This is a genomic window from Hydrogenophaga palleronii (genome assembly GCF_031457455.1).
Lineage (GTDB): Bacteria > Pseudomonadota > Gammaproteobacteria > Burkholderiales > Burkholderiaceae_C > Hydrogenophaga > Hydrogenophaga palleronii_A.
This window is the reverse complement of the sequence record NZ_JAVDWU010000008.1, coordinates 37777-61853: the sequence shown is the minus strand read 5'-3', so window position 1 is coordinate 61853 and position 24077 is coordinate 37777. Positions and strand designations below refer to the sequence as shown.

Here is a 24077-nt window from a genome sequence, read left to right as displayed (position 1 = left end):
ACATCGATATCATTTTGCTTTGGTAGATCACACATGCGGGGTTCGCGCGGCGACCTGGACAGCACACGGGTTGATGGACGTTTCCCCCAAACATGCTCTGTGATCAGCCGCCGAAAGCGCGTGCCGGCAAGCCGGCGCGCCGCCAACCACCGCCAACTGGAGACAACACATGCCGTTCACCCGCCGTTCCGTTCAGACCGCCGCCGCCCTTGCCATTGTCGGCAGCCTGCTGGCCAGTCCAGCCTTTGCACAAGACAAGCCGAAAATCGCGCTCATCATGAAGTCGCTGGCCAACGAGTTCTTCCGCACCATGGAAGACGGCGCCAAGGCGCACCAGAAGGCGCACGCTGGCGAGTACACGCTGGTGGCCAACGGCATCAAGAACGAGACCGACACGGCCGCACAGATCAAGATGATCGAGCAGGCCATGGCGCAGAAGGTCAGTGCCATCGTGCTGGCCCCGGCCGATTCCAAGGCGCTGGTGCCGGTGGTCAAAAACGCCATCGACAAGGGCATCATCGTCGTCAACATCGACAACCAGCTCGATGCCGACGCGCTGAAGGAAAAGAACATCACCGTACCGTTTGTGGGCCCGGACAACCGCGTGGGCGCCAAGCTGGTGGGCGACCACCTGGCCAAAAGCCTCAAGGTCGGCGACAAGGTGGGCATCATCGAAGGCGTGTCCACCACCTTCAATGCGCAGCAGCGCACCCTGGGCTACCAGGACGCCATGAAGGCCGCCAACATCACCGTGGTGGGCGTGCAGTCCGGCAACTGGGAGATTGAAAAAGGCAACACCGTGGCGGCCGGCATGATGCGCGAGCACCCCGACCTGGTCGCCCTGCTGGCTGGCAACGACAGCATGGCGCTGGGGGCCGTGGCGGCCGTGAAGGCCGCGGGCAAGACCAGCAAGGTGCAGGTGGTGGGGTACGACAACATCGGCGCCATCAAACCCATGCTGGCCGATGGCCGCGTGCTCGCCACGGCGGACCAGTTCGCCGCCAAGCAGGCCGTGTTCGGCATCGAGCTGGCGCAGAAGGCGCTGGCGGCCAAAACACCCCAGGCGCAGCTGCCTGCAGCGGTGAAAACAGACGTGGTGCTGGTGACCAAGGACAGCAAATAAGTTCTGAAGCACCGCAGAACGCACAGCGCCCATGCCCCCAACCTCCCCGACAAACCCGACCACGCCCCTGCTCGCCATCCACGATGTGGGCAAGGACTACACCGCCACCGTGCTCGACGGCGTGAACCTGGCGCTGTTTGCGGGCGAGGTGCTGGCGCTGACCGGTGAGAACGGCGCGGGCAAGAGCACGCTGTCCAAGATCTTGTGCGGGCTGGAACAGCCCACGCGCGGTGGCATGGTGCTGGATGGTCAAACCTACACGCCCGGCTCGCGCCGCGACGCCGAGCGCCACGGCGTGCGCATGGTGATGCAAGAGCTGGGCCTGGTGCCCACACTCACTGTGGCCGAGAACCTGCTGATGGGCCGTCTGCCCCACCGCCTGGGCTGGCTCCAGCGCGATGCGCTGCACGCGGCCGCACGCGCGCAACTGGCCAAGATCGGCCTGGACACCATCGACCCCGCCACGCCGGTGGCTCAGTTGGGCATTGGCCAGCAGCAGATGGTGGAGATCGCCCGCAACCTGCAGGACGACACCCGCATCCTGGTGCTGGACGAGCCCACGGCCATGCTCACGCCACGCGAGACCAACTACCTGTTTGAACAAATCGCGCACCTCACCGCACGCGGCGTGGCCATCGTCTACGTGTCGCACCGGCTCGAAGAACTGCGCCGCATCGCCGACCGCGTGGCCGTGCTGCGCGACGGCCGCCTGGTGGACGTGCGACCCATGGCCGGCATGAGCGAAGACGATCTGGTGCAGCGCATGGTGGGCCGGGTGGTGAGCGACCTCGAACACCGCCCGCGTCGCGCCGCCGGTCCAGTGGTGATGAGCGCCGAAGGCCTGGGCCGCGGCACCGCCGTACAGGACGTGAGCCTGGCGCTGCGCGCCGGCGAAATCTTTGGTATTGCGGGGCTGGTGGGATCGGGCCGCACCGAACTGGTCCGGCTGCTGTTTGGCGCAGACCGGGCAGACCGGGGCAGCGTGACGCTGTACCCCGAACCGGCCAATACAGAGCGTCAGGCATCCCCCGCCATGGGGTGCACGATTCCACGTGGTTTCGCATCCCCGCTGCAGGCCATTGCCGCCGGGGTGGGCCTGGTCACCGAAGACCGCAAATCGCAGGGCCTGCTGTTGTCGCAGCCCATCCGCATCAACGCCACGCTGTCCGACCTGTCGGCTGTGTCGCGCGGCGGCTGGCTGCAGCGCGGGCTCGAAAACCGTCTGGTGCAAGGCTTTGTGCGCAAGCTGGGCATCCGCTGCCGCAGCGCCGAGCAGCCCGTGGGGCAACTCTCGGGCGGCAACCAGCAAAAGGTGGTGTTTGCGCGCTGGCTGCACCGCGAGGGCCGCGTGCTGCTGCTCGACGAACCCACGCGCGGCGTGGACGTGGGCGCACGCGCCGAGCTGTACGGAGAGCTGGACCGCATGGCCTCGGAAGGACGCGCGCTGCTCATGGTGTCGTCTGACCTGCACGAGCTCATGGCCATGGCCGACCGCATCGGCGTGATGAGTGCGGGCAGCCTGGTGGCGGTGTTCGAACGCGGCGAGTGGTCTGAACAATCCCTGCTGGCGGCCGCGTTTTCCGAACCCGGGGGCCGCGCTGCTGACCCAACGAGTTCTTTACCCTCCTCTTCCTCCGCCACTGCATGAACGCCTCAGCCACCTCCACCGCCGCTGCGACCACATCCCCCACCAACGCCTCGGTCTGGCGCAGCCAGCTGGGTACCTACCTGGGCCTGCTTGCCGTGCTGGCAGGCATGGTGGCGCTGTTCTCTTCGCTGTCCGAGTATTTCTGGAGCACCGAGACCTTCGTCACCATCGCCAACGAGATCCCGGCGCTGGCCGTGATGGCCGTGGGCATGACCTTTGTGCTCATCATCGCGGGCATCGATCTGTCGGTGGGCTCGGTGATGGCGCTGGCCGCCGCCACCTCGGCCGCCGCCATCCTGCAATGGGGCTGGACGGTGCCCGCTGCGGCGGCCCTCGCACTGGCCACGGGCCTGCTGTGCGGCACCCTCACGGGCGCCATCTCGGTAGCATGGCGGCTGCCGTCGTTCATCGTGTCGCTGGGCATGCTCGAAGCCGTGCGCGGCAGCGCCTATGTGGTCACCGACTCGCGCACGCAGTACGTGGGCGATGCGATCTCCTGGCTGTCGGCGCCGTTCTTTGGCGGCATCTCATTCGCCTTTTTGCTGGCCGTGCTGCTGGTGGTAGTGGCTCAGCTGGTGCTGTCGCGCACGGTGTTTGGGCGCTGCGTGGTGGGCATTGGCACCAACGAAGAGGCCATGCGCCTGGCAGGCGTGGACCCGCGCCCCATCCGCATCATCGTGTTCGCCATGACCGGCCTGATGGCGGGCCTGGCCGGGCTGATGCAGTCGGCCCGGCTGGAAGCCGCCGATCCCAACGCCGGCAGCGGCATGGAGCTGCAGGTGATCGCCGCCGTGGTGATTGGCGGCACCAGCCTCATGGGCGGTCGTGGCTCGGTGGTGAACACCGCCTTTGGCGTGTTGATCATTGCCGTGCTGGAAGCAGGGCTGGCCCAGGTGGGTGCGAGCGAGCCGAGCAAGCGCATCATCACGGGTTTTGTGATCGTTGCAGCGGTTATCGTGGACACGCTGCGCCAGCGCCGAGCGGCGGCCTGAACCACACCAGAAGACCCACCCCACATCCTCCGACCACCACTCTATTGCATGGCTACTATCAAGGACGTTGCGCGCCACGCCAACGTGTCGGTGTCCACCGTTTCGCACGTGGTCAACGGCACCCGCCACGTGAGCCAGGAGGGGCGCGAGCGCGTCGAAGCGGCGATTCGCGCACTGGGCTATGTGCCCAGCGCGATTGCACGCAGCCTCAAGAGCAACAACACGCGCACGCTGGGCATGTTGATCCCCAACAGCTCCAACCCCTACTTTGCCGAGATCGTGCACAGCGTGGAAGTGCGTTGTTTTGGCGCGGGCTACAACCTCATCCTGTGCAACACCAACGACGAAGCACACCGCCAAGGCACCTACCTGCAGGTGCTGGCCGAGCGGCGCATCGACGGGCTCATTGTGGTCTCCACCGGGCACGATGCCACGCTGCCCACGCAACTGGCTGGCCTGTCCATTCCCACCGTGCTGGTGGACCGCGAGATTCAACTGGCTGATCAGCAGCCTTGCGACCTGGTCGAGACCGCGCACATCCAAGGAGGCCTCCTGGCCACCCGTCACCTGTTGTCGCTGGGCCACCGGCACATTGCGTGCATCGGCGGGCCCGCCGGCATAGCCCCCAGCGAGCAACGCATTGCCGGTTGGCGCAGTGCACTGGCTGACGCCGGCTGCGGCAACGGCGAGGGTTTGTTGTGGCATGGCAACTTCACCAGCCAGGGCGGGTACGAGGCGATGCACGCGGTGCTGCGCTCGCCCACGCCACCGACCGCCGTGTTCGTCTGTAACGACCTCATGGCCATGGGTGCGCTCTGCGCGGCCCACGAACGCGACCTGCGAGTGCCCCAGGCACTGTCGATCGTGGGTTTTGACGACATCGAGCTCGCCGCCTTCACCAGCCCCCCGCTGACCACGGTTGCACAGCCGAAGCAGCGCATCGGTGCGCTGGCGGTCGACATGCTGCTTGAGCGCATCGATGGCAAACGCCAGGACGCGCGCAAAGTGATGCTGCAGCCCGAGTTGCGCGTGCGTGCTTCCACAGCCCCGCTGGCGGGCAGCGAAGGACGACCCGAATGAACGCTGTGATCGGCATGCCAAAGCCGCGCATCGTGGTGGTGGGCAGCCTGAACATGGACTTGGTGCTTCAAGTGCGGCACGCCCCCGGCCCCGGCGAGACCGTGCTGGCCGACAACCTGCGCCTGGTGCCGGGCGGCAAGGGCGGCAATCAAGCCGTGGCATGCGCCCGCCTGGGCGCCAAGGTGCACCTGTTCGGCCGCGTGGGCGACGATGCGTATGGACTCACGCTGCGCGCCGGTCTGGATGCCGATGGCATTGACCACAGCGGCGTGCAGACCGACCCGAACGTGACCACGGGTGTGGCCGCCATCACCGTCGATGCGTCAGCGCAGAACCGCATCGTGGTGGTGCCTGGCGCGAACAGCCGCTTTGTGCTGGACGGGGCCGTGCTTGAACCTCGCTTGCGGGGGGCCAGTGGTCTGGTGCTGCAGCTGGAGATCCCCATGCCACAGGTGCTGGCCGCTGCACAGCTGGCGCGTGCGACCGGTTGTCCGGTACTGCTCAACCCATCGCCCCTGCATCCGCTGCCCGATGCGCTGTGGCAACTGGTGGACACCTTGATCGTGAACGAGGTGGAAGCGGGAGCATTGGCGGACCAGCGGGTTGCCACAGTGGCCGAAGCCGCGCAGGCTGCGCGCGCGCTCCGAGCCAAGGGGCCTGCGCAGGTGGTGGTGACGTTGGGCGCAGCCGGCGCCGTGGCCGCCGATGCCGCCGGATGCCGCCATCACCCGGGCATGGTCGTGCAGGCGGTGGACACCACCGCGGCAGGTGACACCTTTCTTGGCGCGCTCGCCGTGGGACTGGCGCAGAGCGCATCGCTGGACGCCGCCTTGCGCGACGGCATCCGGGCGGCTGCGCTGTGCGTCACGCAAGCGGGAGCACAGCCATCGATCCCCTCCCGCGCCGCCGTGGCGCAAAGCCCTCAACCTCCTGACTGGATCGCGCTGTGAAACGCACCCCCCTGCTCCACGCAGAACTCGCGCAAGCGATTGCTTGCCTGGGCCATGGCGACATGCTGGTGATCGGCGATGCGGGCCTGCCCATCCCGCCCGGCCCGCGTCGCATCGACCTGGCACTGACCCCGGGCATCCCGGCCGTGGCCGATGTGCTGCGCGTGGTGCTGACTGAAATGCAGGTGGAAAAAGCCATCCTTGCCGTCGAAGCCATTGAGCTCAGTGATGGCCGACTGCCGGCCTGGTGCACCCTGCCCGTCGAGCCGCGGGCCGTGCCACACGAAGAATTCAAACGCCTGAGCGCACAGGCCCGCGTGATGGTGCGCACCGGCGAGTGCACCCCGTACGCCAACGTCATCCTGATCGCTGGCGTGACATTCTGATGCCGAGGTCCGTCGACTCACGGGAACGCGACGGACGATGAGACAGCCCTAGAGCTGCCGCACCACGCGGCAGGGATTGCCCACGGCCAGCACATTGGCGGGAAGATCGCGCACGACGACGCTTCCCGCTCCCACCACCGTGTTTTCGCCGATGGTGACGCCTGGACAGACGATGGCCCCCCCGCCAAGCCACGCGCCGTCGCCGATGACCACGGGCAATGCGAACTCGAGGCCAGATCGCCGTTGCTTGGCGTCCAACGGATGGGTGGCGGTGTAGATGTGAACGCCGGGCGCAAATTGCACTTCGTTGCCAATGTCGATGCGGTTGCAGTCGAGCAGCACGCAGTCGAAGTTGATGAACACACGCTCACCGATGGAGACGTTGAAACCATAGTCGCAGCGAAGGCTTGGCTTGAGCACGCTCCCCTCGCCGAACCGCGCAAACAGATCCGTGAGCAACGCGCGGCGCTCTTCGCTGGCGTCGGCCGCTGTGGCATTGAACCGCGCCAGGATGGCTTGGGCCCGCAGATGGGCGGCGATGAGTTCGGGATCGTCCGCAACATAGAACTCACCGGCCAACATCTTCTCTTTCTGGCTCTTCGCATCTCCCACGGCTTGGTCTCCCTGAAGGGGTGTATCGATCCGGACACAGCGTACACGCTCGGGTGCTACTGCAATCCGGAACGGAGGCCTTCTAGGCGGACTTGACCGGCGTTTCGGGCGCCAAAGTGTCATTGGCGGGGACGGACCCGGACGGCACGCGACGGGCGCCCGCAACCATTTCCTTCAACCACGCGATGAGCACCGCCGAGTAGTTGCTCTGGTCGCGCTCGCCGGTGAGGCCATGGTCGGCGCCGTCCATGCAGCGGTAGGTGAGCGAGCGGGCATTGCGGGCCGCTTCACGGTAGCTGTCCAGCGTGGTCTTGGGGACGATGTCGTCGAATTCGGACTCGATCAGCAGCATGTCGCCCTGGAAGTCGTGGGTGGCCTTCAAGGCCCGGTTGCTGTCCATGGGCACCAGGCTGCGGCGGTAGGCCCGCAGGTCGTGGTCCTTGTGCAATTGCAGCTTGGGGCTCTCCCAGCCATCGTCGTGATACAACGCCGGCGCCCGCAGGGCCAGCCACTTCACGGGGCGCATGGAAGAAAGGATCGCCGCCAGGTAGCCACCATAGCTGCTGCCGACCACGGCGATGGCACCGGGATCGACATGCGGGCGTTGAATCAAGGTGTCGTACGCCGCCAGCACATCCTGCAGGTTGTGCGCTCGCGACACGGTATCGAACAAGCTCTGGTGCTCCGCGTGGCCCCGCAGATCGAAGGTGAGGCAGACACAACCCAGGGCAGCAATTTCGCGTGCCCGGGCCAGGTATTGCTGCTGGCTTCCGCCCCAGCCATGCACAAACAGCACCCCCGGAATCAACGTCGCGGGGGTCACCAGGGTGCCATCCAGGTGGGCCTGGTCGACGGCGATGCTGATGGTTTCTTCAAGCGTGGACATGATCGGTTGCCATTGCGTATTTGGTGATGCGTCCGACCCGTTCGTCGATGCCGTCGAACAGGACCCAGGCACCGGCGGGAACGGCACTGGTGCCACCATAGCGTTCGCAGGTGCTGGCGCGAACCCGCTGCAGTTGCGGGTCTGCGGCGAAAGCGCGCAGCGCCGCGATCTCTGCGCCACTGGCGCCCCCGATGCGCCACGACTGCTCAAGAACCCCCGAGCGCCATTGGCCGGACTCATCCAGGCCTTGGGCCACGTCATAGTTGCTGCGCGACATGAACATCCCGCCAAAAGCAGCCAGCGCCGCAGCGTGGTACCTCATCGCCTGTTCCACCGCCAGGCGCGTGGCGGACTCGAGCGGCAATTGCATCAGCGCGTCGAACCCGCCGCGCACCACCACGAGTTCCGAACCGCCGTAGACCGCAGCGCGGGTGTGATTGGGTGTCGTGTGCTGCACGCCATGGTATGTCGCCAGCCATTCGCCGACCTGCACCTGGCCCACGCTGTGGGTGACCACCTCTCGCAGATTCCTTTCGAGCACGAGACCGCGGCGCCACAATGCCTCGTTGGCAATTTCCTTCAACAGCGCCTCAAGCTCAGCACCGCTGCTCACCACCCACTGCCCGACGCCGCCCACCCCACCAGGGTCCTTCAGACGCACACTGCCCTGTGCCAGCAACCTGGCGCTGGCGAGTCTGGCGTCGTCGATACTGAAAACCGAATAGCCGGGCAGCACGGCCGACTTCACCTGTTCGGCAAAGCCGGCAGACCAGCCAGCGGGAGCGCTTGTGCTGTGGCTCAGCAAGGGATGAGAAATCACCTTGGATGCCACGAAGGGAAAGGGGACCACCCCACCGAACAGATCGTCGCGGGTGTGCACCCCGAGCCTGTGTGCGCTGGCCAGGCTGGGCAAGGTGTCGCTGGGAACGAGATAGAGGCAGCCCTTGGGTGGCCGCTGAGTCTCGAGTTCGCCCTCGTAGTTGCCGCCGATGAGAGCCGCCACGGCTTGGGCCACCTGGATCTTGCTGGCAAGCTCATGCGAGGAAGGCCGCAGGCCCGACTCAACATGGTGAAAGAAGACCTGCACCTGCCGCCGGGGCTGATCCAAAAGGGTTTTGGCGACGGTCATGGCGCGAACGGGCTCGGCAGGCCTCTGGCCGGGCTTTGCCCTGCCAGGGCCCGCAGGGCCGTTGGACTTGACAAGGTTTCGCCGCAGAAGAGCGCACGCGCTAAAAAAACAAGGGACATGGTGCACCGCACCGGCAAGTGATGTACCCGTTGGTGAGGCCACCCTCGGCGACGGGATGAATCGTCATCCTTGCCGTATTTGCTGCTGCAAATTTTCCTTGTCGACCCGACAGCAAACAGAGTGGGCACCAACTATAGAAATACGCCCCTGACGGTCACCCACATCAATCGTCTTCTCTGAAGGTCGAGCGTGCAGTTGCGATGCCTACAACACCCTTTGAGACGCCACGCCAGCCCGCGCCGAATAACGCACCAGGCTGTCCATCGCCTCCACCTCCACGCGCGCATGGCGCCGGCCATACACGGTCGCCTTCAGCCATTCAAGCTCAGACTCCAGCCGCGCCTGATCGGCCAGCGTGCAACACCACACCTTGGCGTCGGCGTCCCAGCGGTAGCCCCGGGCCTTGAGCAGGTCCTTGGCTTCAAAAGGGGCGCCGGTGGCGCGCAGCTTGAAGCTGGACCTGGAAGCGGCGAGCATCAGCTGATTCACGCCGGTGGTCGTGCCCTGCCCCACGGGCCTGGACAGCACCTGGAGCAACGCGTGGCAGTCCACCAGTGCGCGGTGGGCATCAAAGAACCAGCCCTGGTCCAGCGCCAGCGCGCTCAGCTTGGACGAGCCTGCGCCCGCCGCCTTCCAGTCGATGTCCGCAAAGGAACAGGCCCAGGCCTTCTGTGCGAAATAGGGAAAACGGGCTTCCACAAATGGGCGATCGAACCCTGCGTTGTGCGCCACGATCAGGTCGGCCCTGGCCACCATGGCAGCCACCTGCTGATCGTCCAGCCGTTGCCCCTTGACCATGTCGTCGCTGATGCCGGTCACTTCTTTGGCGACGGCCGGAATGGGCATGCCGGGGTCTTCAAAGCCTTCGAAACAGTCGACCGGACCGAATGGCATGCCCGAAGCCACGTCCACCTGCACCAGCAGCATGGCCAGTTCGATGATCTTGTCGGCCTGGTGTGAAAGGCCGGTGGTCTCGGTGTCGAGCACCAGAACGTTCCGCGTGCCGGCAGCGCTTTGCAACAGTTCAGGGGCAGAGGGCGCCGGCCCGTAGTCGGTGATGGGAACCAGCCGGCGCAGCACACGGTAGTTGGCGTCTTGCTCCAGCAGGCGCGCCATGTCCTCCGGGGTCAATGCCTTGGGCGGTGCCGCGCGTCTGGCGCGGGCGGGTTGGGGTGCGGGTGCCGGCGCCACGGGGCCGGGCACATCAAATTCGAAACTGGACTGGGTCATCCAGCAAGCCTACCCGACTCGTCGGGGTCTGGCGCCTTTGGCGACCACCGGCCCCATCCGCTCCATCTGCCCAATTTTTAAGCACACCCCGCCAGCCCAGCAGGCATGCGCCTCCTGGGCATTGCTCCACCGGTTATCCACACGGTAGGGCACCGAAGTTGTGGACGGTTCAGACGCGGAAGAGCGCCTGAACCGGAAGCCCGTTCACTCAAAAACGATGGGGTCGTCCATGGCCTGGCAGAAGTCGATCTGTGCGGGTTCGCTGGACGTGCCGTCAGCAAACTTGGCGCGCACCCACTGTTCACACTCTTCTTCATCGGTGCTGTCGTCCCAGACCAGCTTGGACGACTTGCCCTTGCCGATGCCCCGACCAATGTCGAACTGGCCCCATTTCTTCTTGTTCTGCGAGACCTCCAGCTTGACGATGCGTGAGCTGGACTGGTTGTCCACGAAGAAGTAATAGTCGCTCGCGCTGGCCAAGGGGGAAAACACGGCCAGTCCAAAGCCCAGCAAGGTGGCGCACAAGGTCTTTTTGGCGGAGGAAACGTGGGGCATTGGGAAATCCTGGATCGTTCACATTGAAGAGGCCCATTCTGGGCGGCGAGCGCGAGCCCGGCTGTCACGCCTCACAAGGCAAACGGGACTTGTGTGTGTTTGTGCCGCTTTCGGGGACGGCGGCACCCCGCGAACGCCCGATTCGGATCAGATGACGCGTTGACGCAACATCGCACTCGCGCGTTCCACCAGCATCACCAGCGCAAAGATCGCCAGGATGATGGTGGCGGCTTCGTCGTAGCTGAACAAGTCCATGGCCACCTTGAGTTCGATACCGATGCCGCCCGCCCCCACCAGCCCCAGGATCACCGAAGAGCGGGTCGCCTTCTCCAGACTGAACAGCGAGGTGTTGATGAACGAGGGCAGGGCCGCCGGGATCACCGCGCAGCCGATGACGGACAGACGACTCGCGCCCATGGCCTTGAGCGCTTCCTGTGGGCCACGGTCCACCTCTTCCATGGCCTCGGCGAAGAAGCGGCCACAAAAGCCCACCTTGTCCACGATCAATGCCAGCGTGCCGGCGAACGGACCCAGGCCCACCGTGACCACGAACAGCAGCGCCCACACCAGGTCGGGCACGGTGCGAAAGAACGCGATCAGGGTGCGCGCGGCCTGGTACACGAGAGGGTGCGGCGAGAGGTGAGGCGTGGCCAGCACCGCGATCGGTACGCTGATGATCACGCCCACCACGGTGCCCACCAGCGCCATCTGAAAAGTTTCCAGCAGGGCCCAGCCCACGGCCTCCAGCCGCGCGGTGGAGGGTGGCAGCATCTCGCCCACCAAACGGCCCATCTGCGGCAGTCCCTCAAAGAAGTCGCCCATTGACACGTTGGTGCCGTCCAGCGACCAGATGAAGAACGCCAGCGCCAGCACGCAGAGTACAAAGCTGCCGGCCCCCATGCGCTCGAAGCGAGCGGGCAAGGCGTGGCGGTCAAGCGCGGTCGTGGTGGTTTTCATACAAGGCTCGGAGGGCGACCGCATCGGTCTGTTGCGACAGGCTGTCCAGCGCCACGCGGCCGCGGTGCAGGGCGATCACACGGTGGGCGTAGCGCAGCGCGTGGGTAAGGTCGTGCGAGGTGAACAACAGGGTGAGACCGTCCTGCTCCACCAGTTGCGCAAACACGCCCATCACTTCGTCGCCAGACACCGGGTCCAGGCTGGCGGCGGGTTCGTCGGCCACCAGGAAGCGCGGGCGCTGCATGAGCGCGCGCGCCACCGCCACCCGCTGCGACTGCCCACCAGAAAGATGATCGGCCCGCTTGCGTGCGTGATCGGCCAGGCCCACCCGTTCCAGGCAATGCATGGCCTCTTCGCGCAGGGCTTTGGGCGCGGTGCCCTGGAACCAGGCGCGGCCCACCGGCGCACGCGGCAGCGCACCGTGCAACACGTTCGACAAGGCAGACAGGCGCGGCACCAGGTTGTGCTTCTGGAACACGAAGCCCACCTTGGAACGCAAGGCCCGCAAGCTCTTGGCGGTCTGTGCCTGCAGGGGCTGGCCAAACAGGTAGACCGTGCCCTGGTCGGGCTCGATCAGGTGCATGCAGCAGCGCAGCAGCGTGGACTTGCCCGCGCCGTTGGAGCCGATCAGCGCCACCGCCTGCCCTTTGGGAATGGAGAATTCGATGTCTGAGAGCACCGGCATGCCCGGGTCGAAGGCCTTGCACAGCCCCTTGACCTGCAGGTCCACCGCACCGTCTTCCCAGACCGGCGTGCGGCCGCTGGCGTGATCGGGCAAGGCGCCGTGCGGCAGCATGCCGCCCATTGGCAGTTCTTCTCGGTACATCGGCCGGTGCTCCATGATCGGGAGAGTTCAGGTGCGGTTGACGCTGGCGTGGCGTCAGTCGCCCAGAAATTCGGCGTACTGCGGCTGGCCGATGGTCGCGTACATCTTGCGCACGTAGTTGTAGTCGCTGTCGGCAACGGTGGGAATGAAGGCCATGCCGCGGAACTTCTGGTTTTCGTCGGGGCCCATGAGCACGGCGTCAATGAGTGCCGGGCTGTTTTCGCTGAACACCTTCTTCATGGCGGCCACGGTCGCGTCGGGCACGTGGGCACCGGCCAGCAGCACATCGTTGGGCAGGTCGCGGCCACGGGCGATCACCTTGAACACCACATCGGGAAATTTCTTGCTCAGGCCTGGCAAATCCGTGCGGTTGATGCCGATGGCGGCCACGTCCCCGCGCTTCATGGCTTCCACCGCCACGTTGCGGTTCACGTGCAGCACCTGAAAATCTTTCTGTGGCTGAACGCCCAGGTCGGCCAGCACCTGGATGGGGGAAAGGTGGCGCGAGGTGGATCCCACATCGCCCAGGGCCACTTTCTTGCCCTTGAGGTCTTCCACGCCGTCCACACCCGAGCCCACCAGCGTGACCACCGAACCGTAGTACTCCGGGCGGCTGAAGCCCACCACCAGCTTCGCATCAGACCGCTTCTTGAACACCACGTATTCGGCCGGGCCGGTGAGCACCAGGTCGATTTTTTTGGCGTTGAGGGCTTCCACCGCAGCCGTGCGGTTGGGCACCGGGAACAGCTCCACCTTCATGCCGGACTTTTCAGACAGGATCTTCTGGAAGCCGCCGAACTCGCGCTGCAGGTTTTCCAGCCCCACGATGTCGGTCACGGCCATGCGCACGGTTTGTTGTGCCTGCGCGCTCAAGGCGGCGAAGCTCAGGGTGGCCACGGCCACGAGGCGGGATGCCTGGAACAGTTTTTTCATGGGGAAGAACTCCAAGTTGGTTAGACAACTTCGCTAGGTTCGCGCCGCCGCATGACAGCCCCATGGAGCGATCGTGAAATTTCCGTGACAGGGGTGGCGGCACACCGGTTGTCGCGGCTCTGTCACGCAATGCAGGCACCATGGCGTTTTGACTTGTCTAGACAGGATGAACACCATGCTGAACACCGGTCGCTGGGCCATCACCGCCGGCCACACCTTGCTGCCCACCGGGCTCGAAACAGAAGCCGTGCTGCACATTGAAGACGGCGTGATCACCGACATCCGCAGCGAAGCGGGCCACTGCCCCACGCTGGACGCTGGCGGCCGCCTGGTGCTGCCCGGCATGATCGACCTGCACGGCGACGCGTTTGAACGCCAGCTCATGCCCCGCCCCGGCGTGCACTTCGACACCCGCCTGGCCCTGGCCGACACCGACCGCCAGTTGGTGGCCAACGGCATCTCCACCGCCTACCACGGCGTTACGCACTCCTGGGAGCCCGGCCTGCGCAGCGGCGAGGCTCTGGTGGCCTTCATGGAAGCCATGGAAGCAGCAAAGCCGCACCTAGTGTGCGACACGCGCCTGCACCTGCGCCAGGAAACCTTTCACCTGGACGGCGAAGCCGATGCGCTGCGCTGGCTGGCGGAAGGCCGCGTGCACCTGCTGGCCTTCAACGACCACCTGCACGACATCCTGAAAAAGCTGGACAGCGCCAGCGCTTCCATGACCGTGCTGCAGCGCACCGGGCTGGATCTTGAAGCACTGAAGACCCTGGCCACACAGGTGGCCGCGCGCGAAGCCGACGTGCCTGGCGCCATTGGCCGGCTGGCGGCGGCGGCCGTGGCCGCTGGCGTGCCCATGGCTTCGCACGACGACACCACGCCCGCATTGCGACAGTGGTACCAGGCCCTGTCCTGCGACATTTCCGAATTCCCCAAGAACCTGGAAACCGCCCAGGCCGCGCGCGCGATGGACAACGCGGTCATCTTCGGCTCACCCAACGTGGTGCGCGGCGGCAGCCACCAGAAGAACGCGGTGAGCGCCGCAGCCATGGTGGCCCAGGGCCTGTGTTCGGTGCTCACCTCCGACTACTACTACCCCGCCATGCTGCAAGCCCCGTTCCGCCTGGTGGCCGATGGCGCCTGCGACTTCGAGTCCGCATGGGCGCTGGTGTCGTCGCACGCGGCGGACGCTGCACAGCTGCGCGACCGGGGCCGCCTGGCCGTGGGCCAGCGCGCCGACATCTTGCTCGTTGATGCGCCAGCGGCCATGCCTGCGCGCGTGGTGATGCACCTGATCGCCGGGCAACTGGCGCACGCCACGAAGGGAGCGCCCACCTTGCGCCCGGCGGCCGTTCGGGCTGCAGCGCGGGCGCCCGCGCTGGCGGTCGATGGCTGGGTGGAGCCTTGAGCCAAACGGACTTCTGCCTCGTCACGCTCAACACCTGGAAGTGTGAAGGCGCCTACCGGCAACGCCTGGCGCTGACAGCGAAGGAACTGAATGGGCTGCGACCAGACATGGTTGCACTGCAGGAATGTTTTCAGGCCGATGGGGCCAACGCCGACACCGCCGGCTGGCTGGCCATGCACGGCGGCCTGCACGCCGCGCAAGTGCAGGCGCGGCGCAAGCAGCGCGCGTTCGAGGGCTCGCTGGTGCCCAGCTCCTCCGGCATGGCGATGCTGTGCCGCCAACCCTGGCTCGCACATCAGGCGCTGCCATTGCCATCCAGTGCAGCCGACGGCGGCCGTGTGGCCCAGATCGTCACTCTTCAGGCCGGCCAGCACACGCTGCGTGTGGCCAACCTGCACCTGTCGCATCTGTCGGGCACGGAGGGCGCTGAGTTGCGGGCCTTGCAATTGCATGCGGTGCTCAAGCATCTGCAATCCCTTGGGCCCGCGGGCGCCACCCTGCTCTGCGGCGACTTCAACGGCGAACTGAACAGCCCCGGCATCGCCGAATTCATGGCTTCGCCTTGGGGCCTGGTGGACACCTTCACCCTCGCCAACTCGCCCCGCGACGCCACGTTCATCAATGATCAAGGGCAAGGCCAGGTGCTCGACCACGTGCTGCTGGCGCCTTCACTCAGCGCACGCGAGGTGGACATTCGTTCGGCGGCCACCGTGTTGCGCTGTGACCGCCCCGATGCCGAGGGTGTGACGCCCAGTGACCACAGCGGTTTGATGGTGCAGCTGAGCTTGGCCTGAAGCCCTGCGCAGCAACGGCTCCATGGCCTGACAACGGGCGCTATGGTGCGTTGCTGCGACGGGCAGCGCGCTTGGCAGGTGCGGCAACAGACCGGCCAGACTTTGCCGCAGGCTTGGCCGCGTTGGACCTGACCCTCGCCTGCACGATGGCTGTGATGAGTGAGAGGGGCATGGGCTGGCTGTACGGGAACTGCAGGTTGCCCTTCGGCCCCGCGAACGGGGCGACCTGGGCAAGGAGCGCAGGATCATCCACCGGTGGGAACAGGCCCAGGTGATTCTTGAAGGCGCCAAAGTAGACGACTGCGCCGTTCTGGAACAGGGCGGGCATGCCGTAGCTGATGCGCTCCTCGGCCTGCGGCGCCGCCTGCTGGACTGTGGCGCGAACCGTGCGAAGCACGGCCTGGATGTTGGGCGGGAAGCGCCCGATGTACGCGTCGACGGTGGCAGGAGCAGCGTTCATTGGGTCTCCGTGTTCGGTGAAGCTCGTTCTTGCACGACGAACGAACGCGCCCGATTTCGACATGAAGCGAAGGCTGGAGCTGGGATATTTTCCGGATCAGGGACATTGCGACGCCTCTGCCAACACCACCTATACCTCTGCGACGGGTTTGGTCGACCACCATGGCCAATCGGGTTTCTCCCACACCGCACAGCGCCGATCTCCCTGCCGGCCTAAAAACAGCCGCTTGCAGCGTGTGGCGACGCGGTGACGCCGATGTCATGTCGGCACGGAACGTTCACGATCCCACTACAGAGGACTGGCAAGCGACTGCGGGCGCATTGCAATATGAGCCCCAACGGGCAATCGCTTGCTTTTCAAGGGTCCATCAAAATATCACCTGTCAGGCGACATTTCCTCCCTTGCGTTGCTTGACTGGTACGCTCTTTTTGAGCTTTTCCACCCGATTGTCATGAAGAAAGACCGACTCAATAATGTTCTCCGCGATATCCAGAAGCGTAATGACGTCCGCGATCTTTGGAGTGTAAATTCGATGCATTGCCGCGTGGCCTGCATCGAGAATGGCATCAAGCCTCTCCCTCTGTCGCCTAGAAAGATGCCCCAATTCTTCAAACTTCTTTACATGGGCAGCAAACGAACCCAAATCGCCAGACTGGGAGATCATTACTTTTTCAAGAAGTGCACGAACTCCCATTGTTGCCAGTGACGTCAGATTATTGTGAAGTGCCACATAAATCTCATTCAAAAGAGAAACCACAAAGTCAGCCTCTGGCGGCACCTCGTCAATCAGGGCTTCAAACCATTTGGGGTGCCGCCGAAAGACGGCTGATGGAAAATAGGTAATTGATGGCTCGTCGTCTTCTGAGAACCATGAGACATGTCGGAGCTTGATGGCATCGCAGCCGCAGCACTTAAGCGTTTCATATGTGTCGTCGCCATAAATGCCGAATTCGTCATTATCCCAACGCGTGGATTCGGAATGCAGGACATCGTGGTTTCGATCTCCCCCGCAAACGTTGCAATGTGCTTTTTTCGTTTTCATCGCCAAGGTTGTGGTACGGCCCAACATCGAGGTCACAAACCAGCGTTGTTTGCGGATCTTTGTGGAGCGTCTGGTTCGCTTTCTATGCCATTTTCCACTTCATTTGGTTTAACTATTACCAAAGAGTTTGGGTCAACACCTGATTTTACGAATAACTCTGGCGTCTCCTCCTCGGTTATGCCCTCCATCATGAGTAGTGCTTTTGCTTGATCAAAAGATTTTTGCACCGAAAACCCAAAACCAATAGATGAATAGAATTGAGAAGAGAAAGCGCGAGCAGCCTCATCACTGATAGTTGTATTCATACCTATTGCCGCCTCCACATGCTCTGCAACCGCTTCTGCTTGCTTTTTTGAATAGCATGTATTGAAGAACACCAACCTGATTCCATCTGAAGAAGCCATCATAGTTTGCACAATAGCCTCTTTACTTACCAATTTCGTTATGCCGCGGGAATCTTGAAAAACAATCTCGTCACTAACGGAACCATGACCGCTAAAATGAACAATTGCAGGAGCAAACTCATTGAGAGCCTGAAGAACATCAATCGGACGAACTGCCCAACAGGACTCAAATTTGACAGAGTCTCTATGCCTAGTTTTTTTAATTATTTCAGCTATTGACCTCGCTTCTTCATCCAAACGGAGCTGTTGTTGATCAATAGGATTGGCTGCCAAAAATAGCACGACAATTTTTTCCGGAAGTTTTTTTAACTTTTCAATCTCAATTTTTGCTTGCTTATGAAGTTGGTCATGCCTCAACAGAATACTGTTTAAGCCCCCCATGCGTTTTTCATTCTCTTGCATTCTCCGCTCTTCATCGCGCCTACGCTTTTGAGACTCCTTCTCCTCCTCTTGAGCAACTCTTTTCTCTTCAGTTCTAAGCTCCTTGTATTTAGCAGCTATCTTCCGCTCACAATCGGCTATCTTTCTTTCTACATTTGACAAATCTTTTTGATGCCTCTCAAATTCTTTTGATTTTGATTGGATAGTACTTATATTTTTAGTTCTACTTATTGCCTCTGATGCTCTTTGCATTTTTGATGTGAAATCAGCAATCTTATTTTGCTCCTTAGCCTTATCGTTCTGCAACCTCGAAATCTCCTCTCTTTTACGCTGAACGTTTCCTCTATATATTTCGAGCAGGGACAAAACTCTCTCCTGTTAAATATTTTTCTTAGCGAAGTTGATTTAAATCACCAAAATGCGAGTTACCCACAATTGCAGCGACAAGAAAGATCGGGCTGAAATTACCAAAAACGACTAAATCATTTCTATGGTGCAACAAAACTAATGCACGCGCGGGGTTGACAGATCAGACAAACCCGACCGGCCTCCCCCGGTTTGTCAAGCTGCCGCAAGCCCGTAAACGAGTTCGAAAGCTGCAGCGCAGCCTACAGTTGGAGGCGGCCCATGTCTATCCCCCAATACGGGCAACGTCACGGGCTTGTAGACCGCACACGAACTTTGTCGAAGTACAAGCGGATTTCGGAGGGTCCTCATGAAGCAGAAGGTGCAGAGTGCACTTGTTGATCCAGCCCTTGATGTTTGAACGCCCCTCACCCCACTCCCTCTCCCGCAAGCGGGAGAGGGAGTGGGGTGAATACAAAACCGGACCGGATCTATGGCCTCGGGACCGTCACCACACGAACCAGCAGCTCAAACCACGGCAAGCAACACGTTCTGCAAGGCCTCCCCCGCCTCAGCCAAAACCCCGTTATTGCAAACGCTCACCACCCCCAACGGAGCCGGCAACGCCGCAGCCCGCGCAATGCGCGCCTCCACCTCGACCGCGCTCTCCCTCCCCCGCTCCAGCAGGCGCTGCCGCAAAACCCCCGCACTCGCATGCACATGCACACCCGTCAACCCTGGGTACAGGCTTTGCACAGTGGGCCAGTGCGCGCGCGAACCACTCACCAGCACCCAGTCCCCATCGGTCAACGGCTTCAGGTGTTCGCGGCGCACGCCGTAGTGCCAGCCGTTGGCGCTCCAGTGCATGGCCAGGGCGCCGGCTTGGCGCAGGCGTTCGAAGGTGGCGGGGTCGGTGGCTTCGTCGTCGGGGGCTGGCCGGGTCACGGTGCGTCGCGCCAAGTGCAGGCGCTGCCCGTCGGGCGGATGCTTCGCCAGCCAGTGCATCAGGCTGTCCTTGCCCGCGCCGGACGGGCCCATGAAGTAGACGAGCCGGGCGTTCATCGATTCACCGGCTTCCAGTGGGCTGTGGGCTTCGGCTTGATTCAAGACAAAGCTCATGGTCGGAGTTCCCATTGCCGGTGCAACTGGAACGGCGCACCCGCACTCGGCTCGATGAACACGGAGAGCCGGTCCAGCCGCTGCTCGGGCAGGCCATCGAAACGTTCGCGGGCCGTGGCCATCAGTGCCTCGCGCTGGACCTGATCCAGGGCATCGAGCCGGCTGGTGAGCGAACAGTGAAAACGGAACTCATCCAGCACCCAGGGGTAGCCCCAGGCTTGCAGCAGGGCGTCCTGTTGCGGTGTCAGACCCGCCTGCCGGCGCCGGTCCAGTTCCTGCGCCGATAGCGGTTCGGCCAAGGGATGCAAGCTCTTCACGCAGGCCGCCGCCAAGGCCTGCACACGCGGCAAGGGCGCCACTGGGCGCAAGGCCAGAAAGCCATCGAGCATACCCACTTTCAGACCGGGCATGGGGCAGGCGGCCAGCACCTGCGCCAGCGAATCCACGGCGGCCTCCAGCGAGGCCAGCGTCTGGTCCGCGCGCAAGCGGAAGGGCGGCTTGAGCGTGGCGTGAAAGCCGTAGCGGCGCGGGTCGGTGGTGACTTTCTCCAGCAACGCAGGTGCCACGCCAGGCACCTGTGGCTGCGTCAACGCTTCGCCTGTGGCGGTATCGCGCCCCAGCCAGCCGCAGCCGGCCACCCAGGCGTCACTGCCGGGGGCTGGCGCCCAGTACACGGCCACGCGGTGGGGTTCGATGTGCTGCGGGTCATTCGCCATCGTGGTTCACCGTGAGCGTGACGCGGTCGCCGGCGAACCAGGTTTCGGCGTATTCGATGGGCACGCCGGCCATGTCGGTGTTCACCTTGGTCACGTACAGCGCGGGCCGTGCTGTGCCCTGGCGCAGGTGGCCGGCGGTGCGGGCATCGGGCAGGCGGGCGCTGATGCGGCTTTCATGGCGGATGTAGTCGGTCACGCCGTGGGCGGTGAAGGCCTGGGTGATGGAGCCGGTGTCGCGCACCACGTCGGCCAGGCCGTGGAATCGCGGCAGCGGGAAGTAGCGGTCGCTCACGTGCAGGGGTTGGCCTGCGCCTTCGCCCAGCACCAGCAGGTGCAGCAGCATGCTGCGTGCGGGCACCTGCAGGGCGCGTGCCTGGTCTGCGGTGGCGCGCACGCGCGAACTCTCCAGCACCCGGAAGCTGCCCTTCAGCCCGGCCTGCGCCAGGTTCTGCCGGTGGCGCGTGCGCTTGCCGATGGCCAGGTCGACCGCGAAGTCTTCCACGTAGGTGCCACTGCCCTGCTCGGCCCGCACCAGGCCGCGCTGCACCAGGGCCGATAGCGAGCGCCTGATGGTGTGGCGGTTCACGCCGAAGCGCTCGGCCAGCGAGTGCTCTGAAGGGAGGCGTTCGCCAGGGGCGTACACGCCCTGCCCGATGGCCTGTGCGATCTCGTTGGCGATGTGGGTCCAGAAATGTTCGCGGGTGTCGGCGCTGAGTGTGTTTGTCATGAAAGCTACATCTGGGAGGGCTACGCTTGCGGGAATCAACAGTTGTCTAGACAAGTAATGCCAATAGGGTAGCACCACAATGTTTCACGCTTTTGACAATGACGGACCGAACCAGCCCCTGCAGCGCCCGCAATGGATGGCGTTGCTGGCGCGCGCACCACTCGAGGTGCTGGAGCCCGCAATGGGCCACTACCTGGACCGCCCCAGCGGCACGACCGTGCACTGGCTGCGCCGCCCCGAAGTGGGCCTGATGATGGTGCAGGGCCGCGCCGGTGGCACGGGCGAACGCTTCAACCTGGGCGAGGTCACGGTCACACGCTGTGCACTTCGGCTGCAGGCAGCGAGTGGCCCACTGGCCGGTGTGGCCTGGGTGCTGGGGCGCAACCTGCGCCAGTGCCAACTGGCCGCCGTGGCCGACGCCTTGCTGCAGGACCCTGCGCGGCAGGCGCAGCTAGACGCTGACCTGCTGGCGCCCGTGCGCCAGCACCTGCGGCTGATGGCGCACGAACGCAGCGACCGCGCGCAGAGCACGCGCGTGGACTTTTTCACCCTGGCCCGCGAGTCCGACGGCGGCGCCAACGACGAGGACGGCGAAGAATGAACGCGCAATCCCTTCAAGAAATGCAGGCTGGCTTTGCGGTGGAGGCGCTGGGCAGCCAGGCCGCCTTCCGCGTGGCGCTGCAAGCGCTCTCACACCCTGGCCGGGTGTGGCCCATGCCCATCGATGCCGAATGCCCCGCGCACGGCCATGCCGCTGCGGCCGTGAGTCTGCTGGCCCTGCTGGACGCTGACTGCACGTTGTGGCTCTCGCCCACGCTGGCGGGCTCAAGCACCGCCGCCTGGCTGCGCTTTCACACCGGTTGCACGCTGGTGACCGAGCCTGCGCAGGCGCAGTTTGCCTGGGTGGCCCAAGGCGACGAAGTGCCCGACCTTGCAGCGTTCATGCCCGGCACCGACACCGACCCTGAAACCTCGACCACGCTGGTGATCGACGTGGCCGGCTTCAACCACGGCAACGGCAACGGCGACGCCTTCACGCTCAGCGGCCCCGGCATCGCCACCACGCAGCCGCTGCAGGTGCAAGGCCTGCCCAACACCTTCGCCGAGCAATGGGCCCACAACCACGATGCCTTCCCGCGCGGCGTGGACGTGCTGCTGGCCAGCCCCGCCACCCTGGCGGGCCTGCCGCGCAGCACCCGCATCGCCGCAAGCGCCGAACTGGAGAACTGAACCATGTACGTGGCCGTCAAGGGCGGAGAAACCGCCATTCTCAACAGCTACCGCCTGCTGGACCGCCAGCGGCGTGGTGACACGCAACTGCCCGAACTCAGCGTGGCGCAGATCCGGACTCAGCTCAAGCTGGCGGTGGACCGCGTGATGACCGAAGGCTCGGTGTACGACCCCGAGCTAGCTGCCCTGGCCATCAAGCAGGCCAGCGGCGATGTGGTGGAAGCCATCTTCCTGCTGCGCGCCTACCGCGCCACCCTCCCGCGCCTGGGCACCACGCTGCCACTGGACACGGCGCGCATGGCGCTGGAGCGCCGCATCTCCGCCACCTTCAAGGACCTGCCCGGCGGCCAACTGCTCGGCCCCACCTACGACTACACCCAGCGCCTGCTGGACTTCGCCCTGCTGGCCGAAGGCGATGGCAGCGTTGAAAGACCCGCACCGGCGAACGCCCCGGCAGCAACTGCTGTGCCACGCGTGGTGGACCTGCTGAACCAGGAAGGGTTGATCGAGCGGCACCCCGTTCCAGAAGGCGACCCCGAGCCCACCGACCTCACGCGCGAACCGCTGCGTTTTCCCGCCACCCGGGCCACGCGCCTGCAGAACCTGGCGCGCGGCGACGAAGGTTTTCTGCTGGCCATGGCGTATTCCACCCAGCGCGGCTACGCGCATTCACACCCCTTTGTGGGCGAGCTGCGCGTGGGCCAGGTGGAGGTGCTGGTGGAGCCGGAAGAACTGGGCTTTGCCATTTCCATCGGCGACCTGGAAATCACCGAATGTGAAATGGTCAACCAGTTCGCCGGCAGCGCCGCAGAGCCCCCGGCCTTCACGCGCGGCTATGGGCTGAGCTTTGGCCACTGCGAACGCAAGGCCATGGCCATGAGCCTGGTGGACCGCGCGCTGCGCGCCGAAGAACTGGGCGAGATGGTGGCGTCGCCCGCGCAGATGCCGGAATTCGTGCTCTCGCACAGCGACAGCCTGGAAGCCTCGGGGTTTGTGCAGCACCTGAAGCTGCCGCACTACGTGGACTTCCAGTCGGAACTGGCGCTGGTGCGCCAGATGCGCGCGGAAGCCTTGCTGAACACAAGCTCCGAGGAGCCCACCCAATGAACGCCCCCATGGACGCCCACACTTTCAACGCAGTGGCCCAGGTCGATGCCCAAACCGAAGCCGGCGTGAACTTCGCCTACCTGGATGAACGCACCAAGCGCATGATCCGACGCGCCATCCTCAAGGCCGTGGCCATCCCCGGCCATCAGGTGCCGTTCGGCTCGCGCGAGATGCCGTTGCCCTACGGCTGGGGCACCGGCGGCATCCAGGTGACCGCTGCCGTGCTGGGCCCGCAGGACACCCTCAAGGTGATCGACCAGGGCTCGGACGACACGGTCAACGCGGTCAACATCCGCCGCTTCTTCCAGCGCACCGCTGGCGTGCCCATCACCACCCGCACGGTGGAGGCCAGCGTCATCCAGACGCGGCACCGCATTCCAGAGGTGCCGCTGCGCGAAGGACAGATCCTGGTGTACCAGGTGCCGGTGCCCGAGCCCATGCAGCGCCTGGAGCCGCGCGCCAGCGAAACCCGCACCCTGCACGCGCTGGCCGAATACGGGCTGATGCACGTGAAGCTGTACGAAGACATCGCGCGCCACGGCCACATTGCCACCACCTACGACTACCCCGTGATGGTGAACGGCCGCTACCTCATGGCGCCTTCGCCCATTCCGAAGTTCGACAACCCCAAGATGCACATGAACCCCGCGCTGCAGCTGTTTGGCGCTGGCCGCGAAAAACGCATCTACGCCGTGCCGCCCTACACGCCGGTGGAGAGCCTGGCCTTTGACGATCACCCGTTCGAGGTGCAGCGCTGGGACGCCGCCTGCGCGCTGTGCGGCGCCACCGATTCGTTCCTGGACGAGATCATCACCAACGACGAAGGCGGCCGCATGCACGTGTGCTCCGACTCCGACCACTGCCAGCAGCGCCGCGCAGACGGGCACGGCCCGCAGGGAGACGCCGCGTGAACGAGC

The 24077-nt window shown here is 64.4% G+C and carries 26 protein-coding genes and 1 pseudogene; 12 read left to right on the top strand and 15 right to left on the bottom strand.

The features are described 5' to 3' along the window. The first annotated feature begins 169 nt into the window (after positions 1-169). The 6 genes from J2W49_RS17910 to rbsD are packed head-to-tail and all read left to right on the top strand — an operon-like array spanning position 170 to position 6179. On the top strand, positions 170-1123 hold the full coding sequence (locus J2W49_RS17910; protein ID WP_310319374.1) for a sugar ABC transporter substrate-binding protein: 954 nt from the start codon (positions 170-172) through the stop codon (positions 1121-1123). A gap of 31 nt (positions 1124-1154) precedes the next feature. Then, entirely contained in the window at positions 1155-2771 is a 1617-nt protein-coding gene (locus tag J2W49_RS17905) for a sugar ABC transporter ATP-binding protein (protein WP_310319371.1), read from the top strand. Next, positions 2768-3763 (top strand): ABC transporter permease, encoded by a 996-nt coding sequence (locus tag J2W49_RS17900; protein WP_310319368.1) that lies wholly within the window; start codon positions 2768-2770, stop codon positions 3761-3763. Before J2W49_RS17905 ends, J2W49_RS17900 begins: the two co-directional genes overlap by 4 nt. A 48-nt stretch (positions 3764-3811) precedes the next feature. Continuing rightward, positions 3812-4843, top strand: a complete 1032-nt coding sequence (locus J2W49_RS17895; RefSeq protein ID WP_310319366.1) for a LacI family DNA-binding transcriptional regulator — start codon at positions 3812-3814, stop codon at positions 4841-4843. Then, positions 4840-5793 carry a ribokinase gene (gene rbsK, locus J2W49_RS17890; protein ID WP_310319363.1) on the top strand — a complete coding sequence of 318 codons (954 nt, stop codon included), beginning with the start codon at positions 4840-4842 and terminating at the stop codon, positions 5791-5793. Before J2W49_RS17895 ends, rbsK begins: the two co-directional genes overlap by 4 nt. Next, on the top strand, positions 5790-6179 hold the full coding sequence (gene rbsD, locus J2W49_RS17885; protein ID WP_310319360.1) for a D-ribose pyranase: 390 nt from the start codon (positions 5790-5792) through the stop codon (positions 6177-6179). The genes rbsK and rbsD overlap by 4 nt, the downstream gene beginning before the upstream one ends. Positions 6180-6227: 48 nt before the next feature. Here rbsD and J2W49_RS25770 read toward each other — a convergent pair whose 3' ends face one another. The 9 genes and pseudogenes from J2W49_RS25770 to J2W49_RS17845 form a co-directional block, all read right to left on the bottom strand. Beyond that, positions 6228-6392 (bottom strand): DapH/DapD/GlmU-related protein, encoded by a 165-nt coding sequence (locus tag J2W49_RS25770; protein WP_405001050.1) that lies wholly within the window; start codon positions 6390-6392, stop codon positions 6228-6230. Between the two features lie 228 nt (positions 6393-6620). Next, a pseudogene (locus tag J2W49_RS25765) lies at positions 6621-6761 on the bottom strand (maltose acetyltransferase domain-containing protein); the annotation flags it as partial. 112 nt (positions 6762-6873) lie between these two features. Further along, on the bottom strand, positions 6874-7677 hold the full coding sequence (locus J2W49_RS17875; protein WP_310319354.1) for an alpha/beta hydrolase family protein: 804 nt from the start codon (positions 7675-7677) through the stop codon (positions 6874-6876). After that, positions 7664-8806, bottom strand: coding sequence for a DUF3182 family protein (locus J2W49_RS17870; protein WP_310319351.1), 1143 nt, complete (start codon positions 8804-8806; stop codon positions 7664-7666). The genes J2W49_RS17875 and J2W49_RS17870 overlap by 14 nt, the downstream gene beginning before the upstream one ends. 324 nt (positions 8807-9130) lie before the next feature. Beyond that, positions 9131-10156 carry a 3'-5' exonuclease gene (locus J2W49_RS17865; RefSeq protein ID WP_310319350.1) on the bottom strand — a complete coding sequence of 342 codons (1026 nt, stop codon included), beginning with the start codon at positions 10154-10156 and terminating at the stop codon, positions 9131-9133. 204 nt (positions 10157-10360) lie between these two features. Next, positions 10361-10711 carry a hypothetical protein gene (locus J2W49_RS17860; RefSeq protein WP_310319347.1) on the bottom strand — a complete coding sequence of 117 codons (351 nt, stop codon included), beginning with the start codon at positions 10709-10711 and terminating at the stop codon, positions 10361-10363. Positions 10712-10858: 147 nt separating this feature from the next. After that, the gene (phnE, locus tag J2W49_RS17855; RefSeq protein ID WP_310319345.1) at positions 10859-11668 is read right to left on the bottom strand and encodes a phosphonate ABC transporter, permease protein PhnE; all 810 of its coding nucleotides are present in this window, start codon (positions 11666-11668) and stop codon (positions 10859-10861) included. Next, positions 11643-12494 carry a phosphonate ABC transporter ATP-binding protein gene (locus tag J2W49_RS17850; protein ID WP_310319343.1) on the bottom strand — a complete coding sequence of 284 codons (852 nt, stop codon included), beginning with the start codon at positions 12492-12494 and terminating at the stop codon, positions 11643-11645. The genes phnE and J2W49_RS17850 overlap by 26 nt, the downstream gene beginning before the upstream one ends. 54 nt (positions 12495-12548) lie before the next feature. After that, positions 12549-13427 (bottom strand): PhnD/SsuA/transferrin family substrate-binding protein, encoded by an 879-nt coding sequence (locus tag J2W49_RS17845; protein ID WP_310319340.1) that lies wholly within the window; start codon positions 13425-13427, stop codon positions 12549-12551. Positions 13428-13602: 175 nt separating this feature from the next. On the opposite strand from J2W49_RS17845, the gene J2W49_RS17840 reads away from it, so the two are divergent. After that, positions 13603-14835, top strand: a complete 1233-nt coding sequence (locus J2W49_RS17840; RefSeq protein ID WP_310319337.1) for an alpha-D-ribose 1-methylphosphonate 5-triphosphate diphosphatase — start codon at positions 13603-13605, stop codon at positions 14833-14835. After that, a complete protein-coding gene (locus J2W49_RS17835; protein ID WP_310319334.1) occupies positions 14832-15629 on the top strand; it encodes an endonuclease/exonuclease/phosphatase family protein in 798 nt (265 codons plus the stop codon). The genes J2W49_RS17840 and J2W49_RS17835 overlap by 4 nt, the downstream gene beginning before the upstream one ends. 40 nt (positions 15630-15669) lie before the next feature. On the opposite strand, the gene J2W49_RS17830 is transcribed toward J2W49_RS17835, so the two are convergent. The 6 genes from J2W49_RS17830 to phnF all read right to left on the bottom strand — a co-directional run bounded on the left by J2W49_RS17830 (position 15670) and on the right by phnF (position 20823). Beyond that, a complete protein-coding gene (locus tag J2W49_RS17830) occupies positions 15670-16089 on the bottom strand; it encodes an iron chaperone (RefSeq protein WP_310319331.1) in 420 nt (139 codons plus the stop codon). A gap of 382 nt (positions 16090-16471) precedes the next feature. Then, positions 16472-17131, bottom strand: coding sequence for a DUF4145 domain-containing protein (locus J2W49_RS17825; RefSeq protein ID WP_310319328.1), 660 nt, complete (start codon positions 17129-17131; stop codon positions 16472-16474). Positions 17132-17163: 32 nt separating this feature from the next. Next, a complete protein-coding gene (locus J2W49_RS17820; protein WP_310319325.1) occupies positions 17164-18282 on the bottom strand; it encodes a CHAT domain-containing protein in 1119 nt (372 codons plus the stop codon). Between the two features lie 507 nt (positions 18283-18789). After that, positions 18790-19380 carry a phosphonate metabolism protein/1,5-bisphosphokinase (PRPP-forming) PhnN gene (locus tag J2W49_RS17815; protein ID WP_310319322.1) on the bottom strand — a complete coding sequence of 197 codons (591 nt, stop codon included), beginning with the start codon at positions 19378-19380 and terminating at the stop codon, positions 18790-18792. Continuing rightward, complete coding sequence (locus tag J2W49_RS17810; protein WP_310319319.1) at positions 19377-20096, bottom strand: DUF1045 domain-containing protein; 720 nt, start codon at positions 20094-20096, stop codon at positions 19377-19379. Before J2W49_RS17810 ends, J2W49_RS17815 begins: the two co-directional genes overlap by 4 nt. Then, positions 20086-20823: a phosphonate metabolism transcriptional regulator PhnF gene (gene phnF / locus J2W49_RS17805; RefSeq protein WP_310319316.1), complete on the bottom strand. Its 738-nt coding sequence runs from the start codon at positions 20821-20823 to the stop codon at positions 20086-20088. Before phnF ends, J2W49_RS17810 begins: the two co-directional genes overlap by 11 nt. Before the next feature lie 79 nt (positions 20824-20902). On the opposite strand from phnF, the gene phnG reads away from it, so the two are divergent. The 4 genes from phnG to J2W49_RS17785 are packed head-to-tail and all read left to right on the top strand — an operon-like array spanning position 20903 to position 24071. Continuing rightward, positions 20903-21424: a phosphonate C-P lyase system protein PhnG gene (gene phnG, locus J2W49_RS17800; protein ID WP_310319313.1), complete on the top strand. Its 522-nt coding sequence runs from the start codon at positions 20903-20905 to the stop codon at positions 21422-21424. Then, the gene (gene phnH / locus J2W49_RS17795) at positions 21421-22053 is read left to right on the top strand and encodes a phosphonate C-P lyase system protein PhnH (RefSeq protein ID WP_310319310.1); all 633 of its coding nucleotides are present in this window, start codon (positions 21421-21423) and stop codon (positions 22051-22053) included. The genes phnG and phnH overlap by 4 nt, the downstream gene beginning before the upstream one ends. A 3-nt stretch (positions 22054-22056) precedes the next feature. Continuing rightward, positions 22057-23160, top strand: a complete 1104-nt coding sequence (locus J2W49_RS17790; RefSeq protein WP_310319307.1) for a carbon-phosphorus lyase complex subunit — start codon at positions 22057-22059, stop codon at positions 23158-23160. Further along, entirely contained in the window at positions 23157-24071 is a 915-nt protein-coding gene (locus tag J2W49_RS17785) for an alpha-D-ribose 1-methylphosphonate 5-phosphate C-P-lyase PhnJ (RefSeq protein ID WP_405001046.1), read from the top strand. The genes J2W49_RS17790 and J2W49_RS17785 overlap by 4 nt, the downstream gene beginning before the upstream one ends. Positions 24072-24077: the final 6 nt, after the last annotated feature.

What these genes read in the sequence shown, in the direction of transcription:
- J2W49_RS17910 (WP_310319374.1), top strand. Translation starts at nt 170, where the DNA reads ATGCCGTTCACCCGCCGTTCCGTTCAGACCGCCGCCGCCCTTGCCATT.
- J2W49_RS17905 (WP_310319371.1), top strand. Translation starts at nt 1,155, where the DNA reads ATGCCCCCAACCTCCCCGACAAACCCGACCACGCCCCTGCTCGCCATC.
- J2W49_RS17900 (WP_310319368.1), top strand. Translation starts at nt 2,768, where the DNA reads ATGAACGCCTCAGCCACCTCCACCGCCGCTGCGACCACATCCCCCACC.
- J2W49_RS17895 (WP_310319366.1), top strand. Translation starts at nt 3,812, where the DNA reads ATGGCTACTATCAAGGACGTTGCGCGCCACGCCAACGTGTCGGTGTCC.
- rbsK (WP_310319363.1), top strand. Translation starts at nt 4,840, where the DNA reads ATGAACGCTGTGATCGGCATGCCAAAGCCGCGCATCGTGGTGGTGGGC.
- J2W49_RS17875 (WP_310319354.1), bottom strand. Translation starts at nt 7,677, where the DNA reads ATGTCCACGCTTGAAGAAACCATCAGCATCGCCGTCGACCAGGCCCAC.
- J2W49_RS17870 (WP_310319351.1), bottom strand. Translation starts at nt 8,806, where the DNA reads ATGACCGTCGCCAAAACCCTTTTGGATCAGCCCCGGCGGCAGGTGCAG.
- J2W49_RS17865 (WP_310319350.1), bottom strand. Translation starts at nt 10,156, where the DNA reads ATGACCCAGTCCAGTTTCGAATTTGATGTGCCCGGCCCCGTGGCGCCG.
- J2W49_RS17860 (WP_310319347.1), bottom strand. Translation starts at nt 10,711, where the DNA reads ATGCCCCACGTTTCCTCCGCCAAAAAGACCTTGTGCGCCACCTTGCTG.
- phnE (WP_310319345.1), bottom strand. Translation starts at nt 11,668, where the DNA reads ATGAAAACCACCACGACCGCGCTTGACCGCCACGCCTTGCCCGCTCGC.
- J2W49_RS17850 (WP_310319343.1), bottom strand. Translation starts at nt 12,494, where the DNA reads ATGTACCGAGAAGAACTGCCAATGGGCGGCATGCTGCCGCACGGCGCC.
- J2W49_RS17845 (WP_310319340.1), bottom strand. Translation starts at nt 13,427, where the DNA reads ATGAAAAAACTGTTCCAGGCATCCCGCCTCGTGGCCGTGGCCACCCTG.
- J2W49_RS17840 (WP_310319337.1), top strand. Translation starts at nt 13,603, where the DNA reads ATGCTGAACACCGGTCGCTGGGCCATCACCGCCGGCCACACCTTGCTG.
- J2W49_RS17830 (WP_310319331.1), bottom strand. Translation starts at nt 16,089, where the DNA reads ATGAACGCTGCTCCTGCCACCGTCGACGCGTACATCGGGCGCTTCCCG.
- J2W49_RS17825 (WP_310319328.1), bottom strand. Translation starts at nt 17,131, where the DNA reads ATGAAAACGAAAAAAGCACATTGCAACGTTTGCGGGGGAGATCGAAAC.
- J2W49_RS17815 (WP_310319322.1), bottom strand. Translation starts at nt 19,380, where the DNA reads ATGAGCTTTGTCTTGAATCAAGCCGAAGCCCACAGCCCACTGGAAGCC.
- J2W49_RS17810 (WP_310319319.1), bottom strand. Translation starts at nt 20,096, where the DNA reads ATGGCGAATGACCCGCAGCACATCGAACCCCACCGCGTGGCCGTGTAC.
- phnF (WP_310319316.1), bottom strand. Translation starts at nt 20,823, where the DNA reads ATGACAAACACACTCAGCGCCGACACCCGCGAACATTTCTGGACCCAC.
- phnG (WP_310319313.1), top strand. Translation starts at nt 20,903, where the DNA reads ATGTTTCACGCTTTTGACAATGACGGACCGAACCAGCCCCTGCAGCGC.
- phnH (WP_310319310.1), top strand. Translation starts at nt 21,421, where the DNA reads ATGAACGCGCAATCCCTTCAAGAAATGCAGGCTGGCTTTGCGGTGGAG.
- J2W49_RS17790 (WP_310319307.1), top strand. Translation starts at nt 22,057, where the DNA reads ATGTACGTGGCCGTCAAGGGCGGAGAAACCGCCATTCTCAACAGCTAC.
- J2W49_RS17785 (WP_405001046.1), top strand. Translation starts at nt 23,157, where the DNA reads ATGAACGCCCCCATGGACGCCCACACTTTCAACGCAGTGGCCCAGGTC.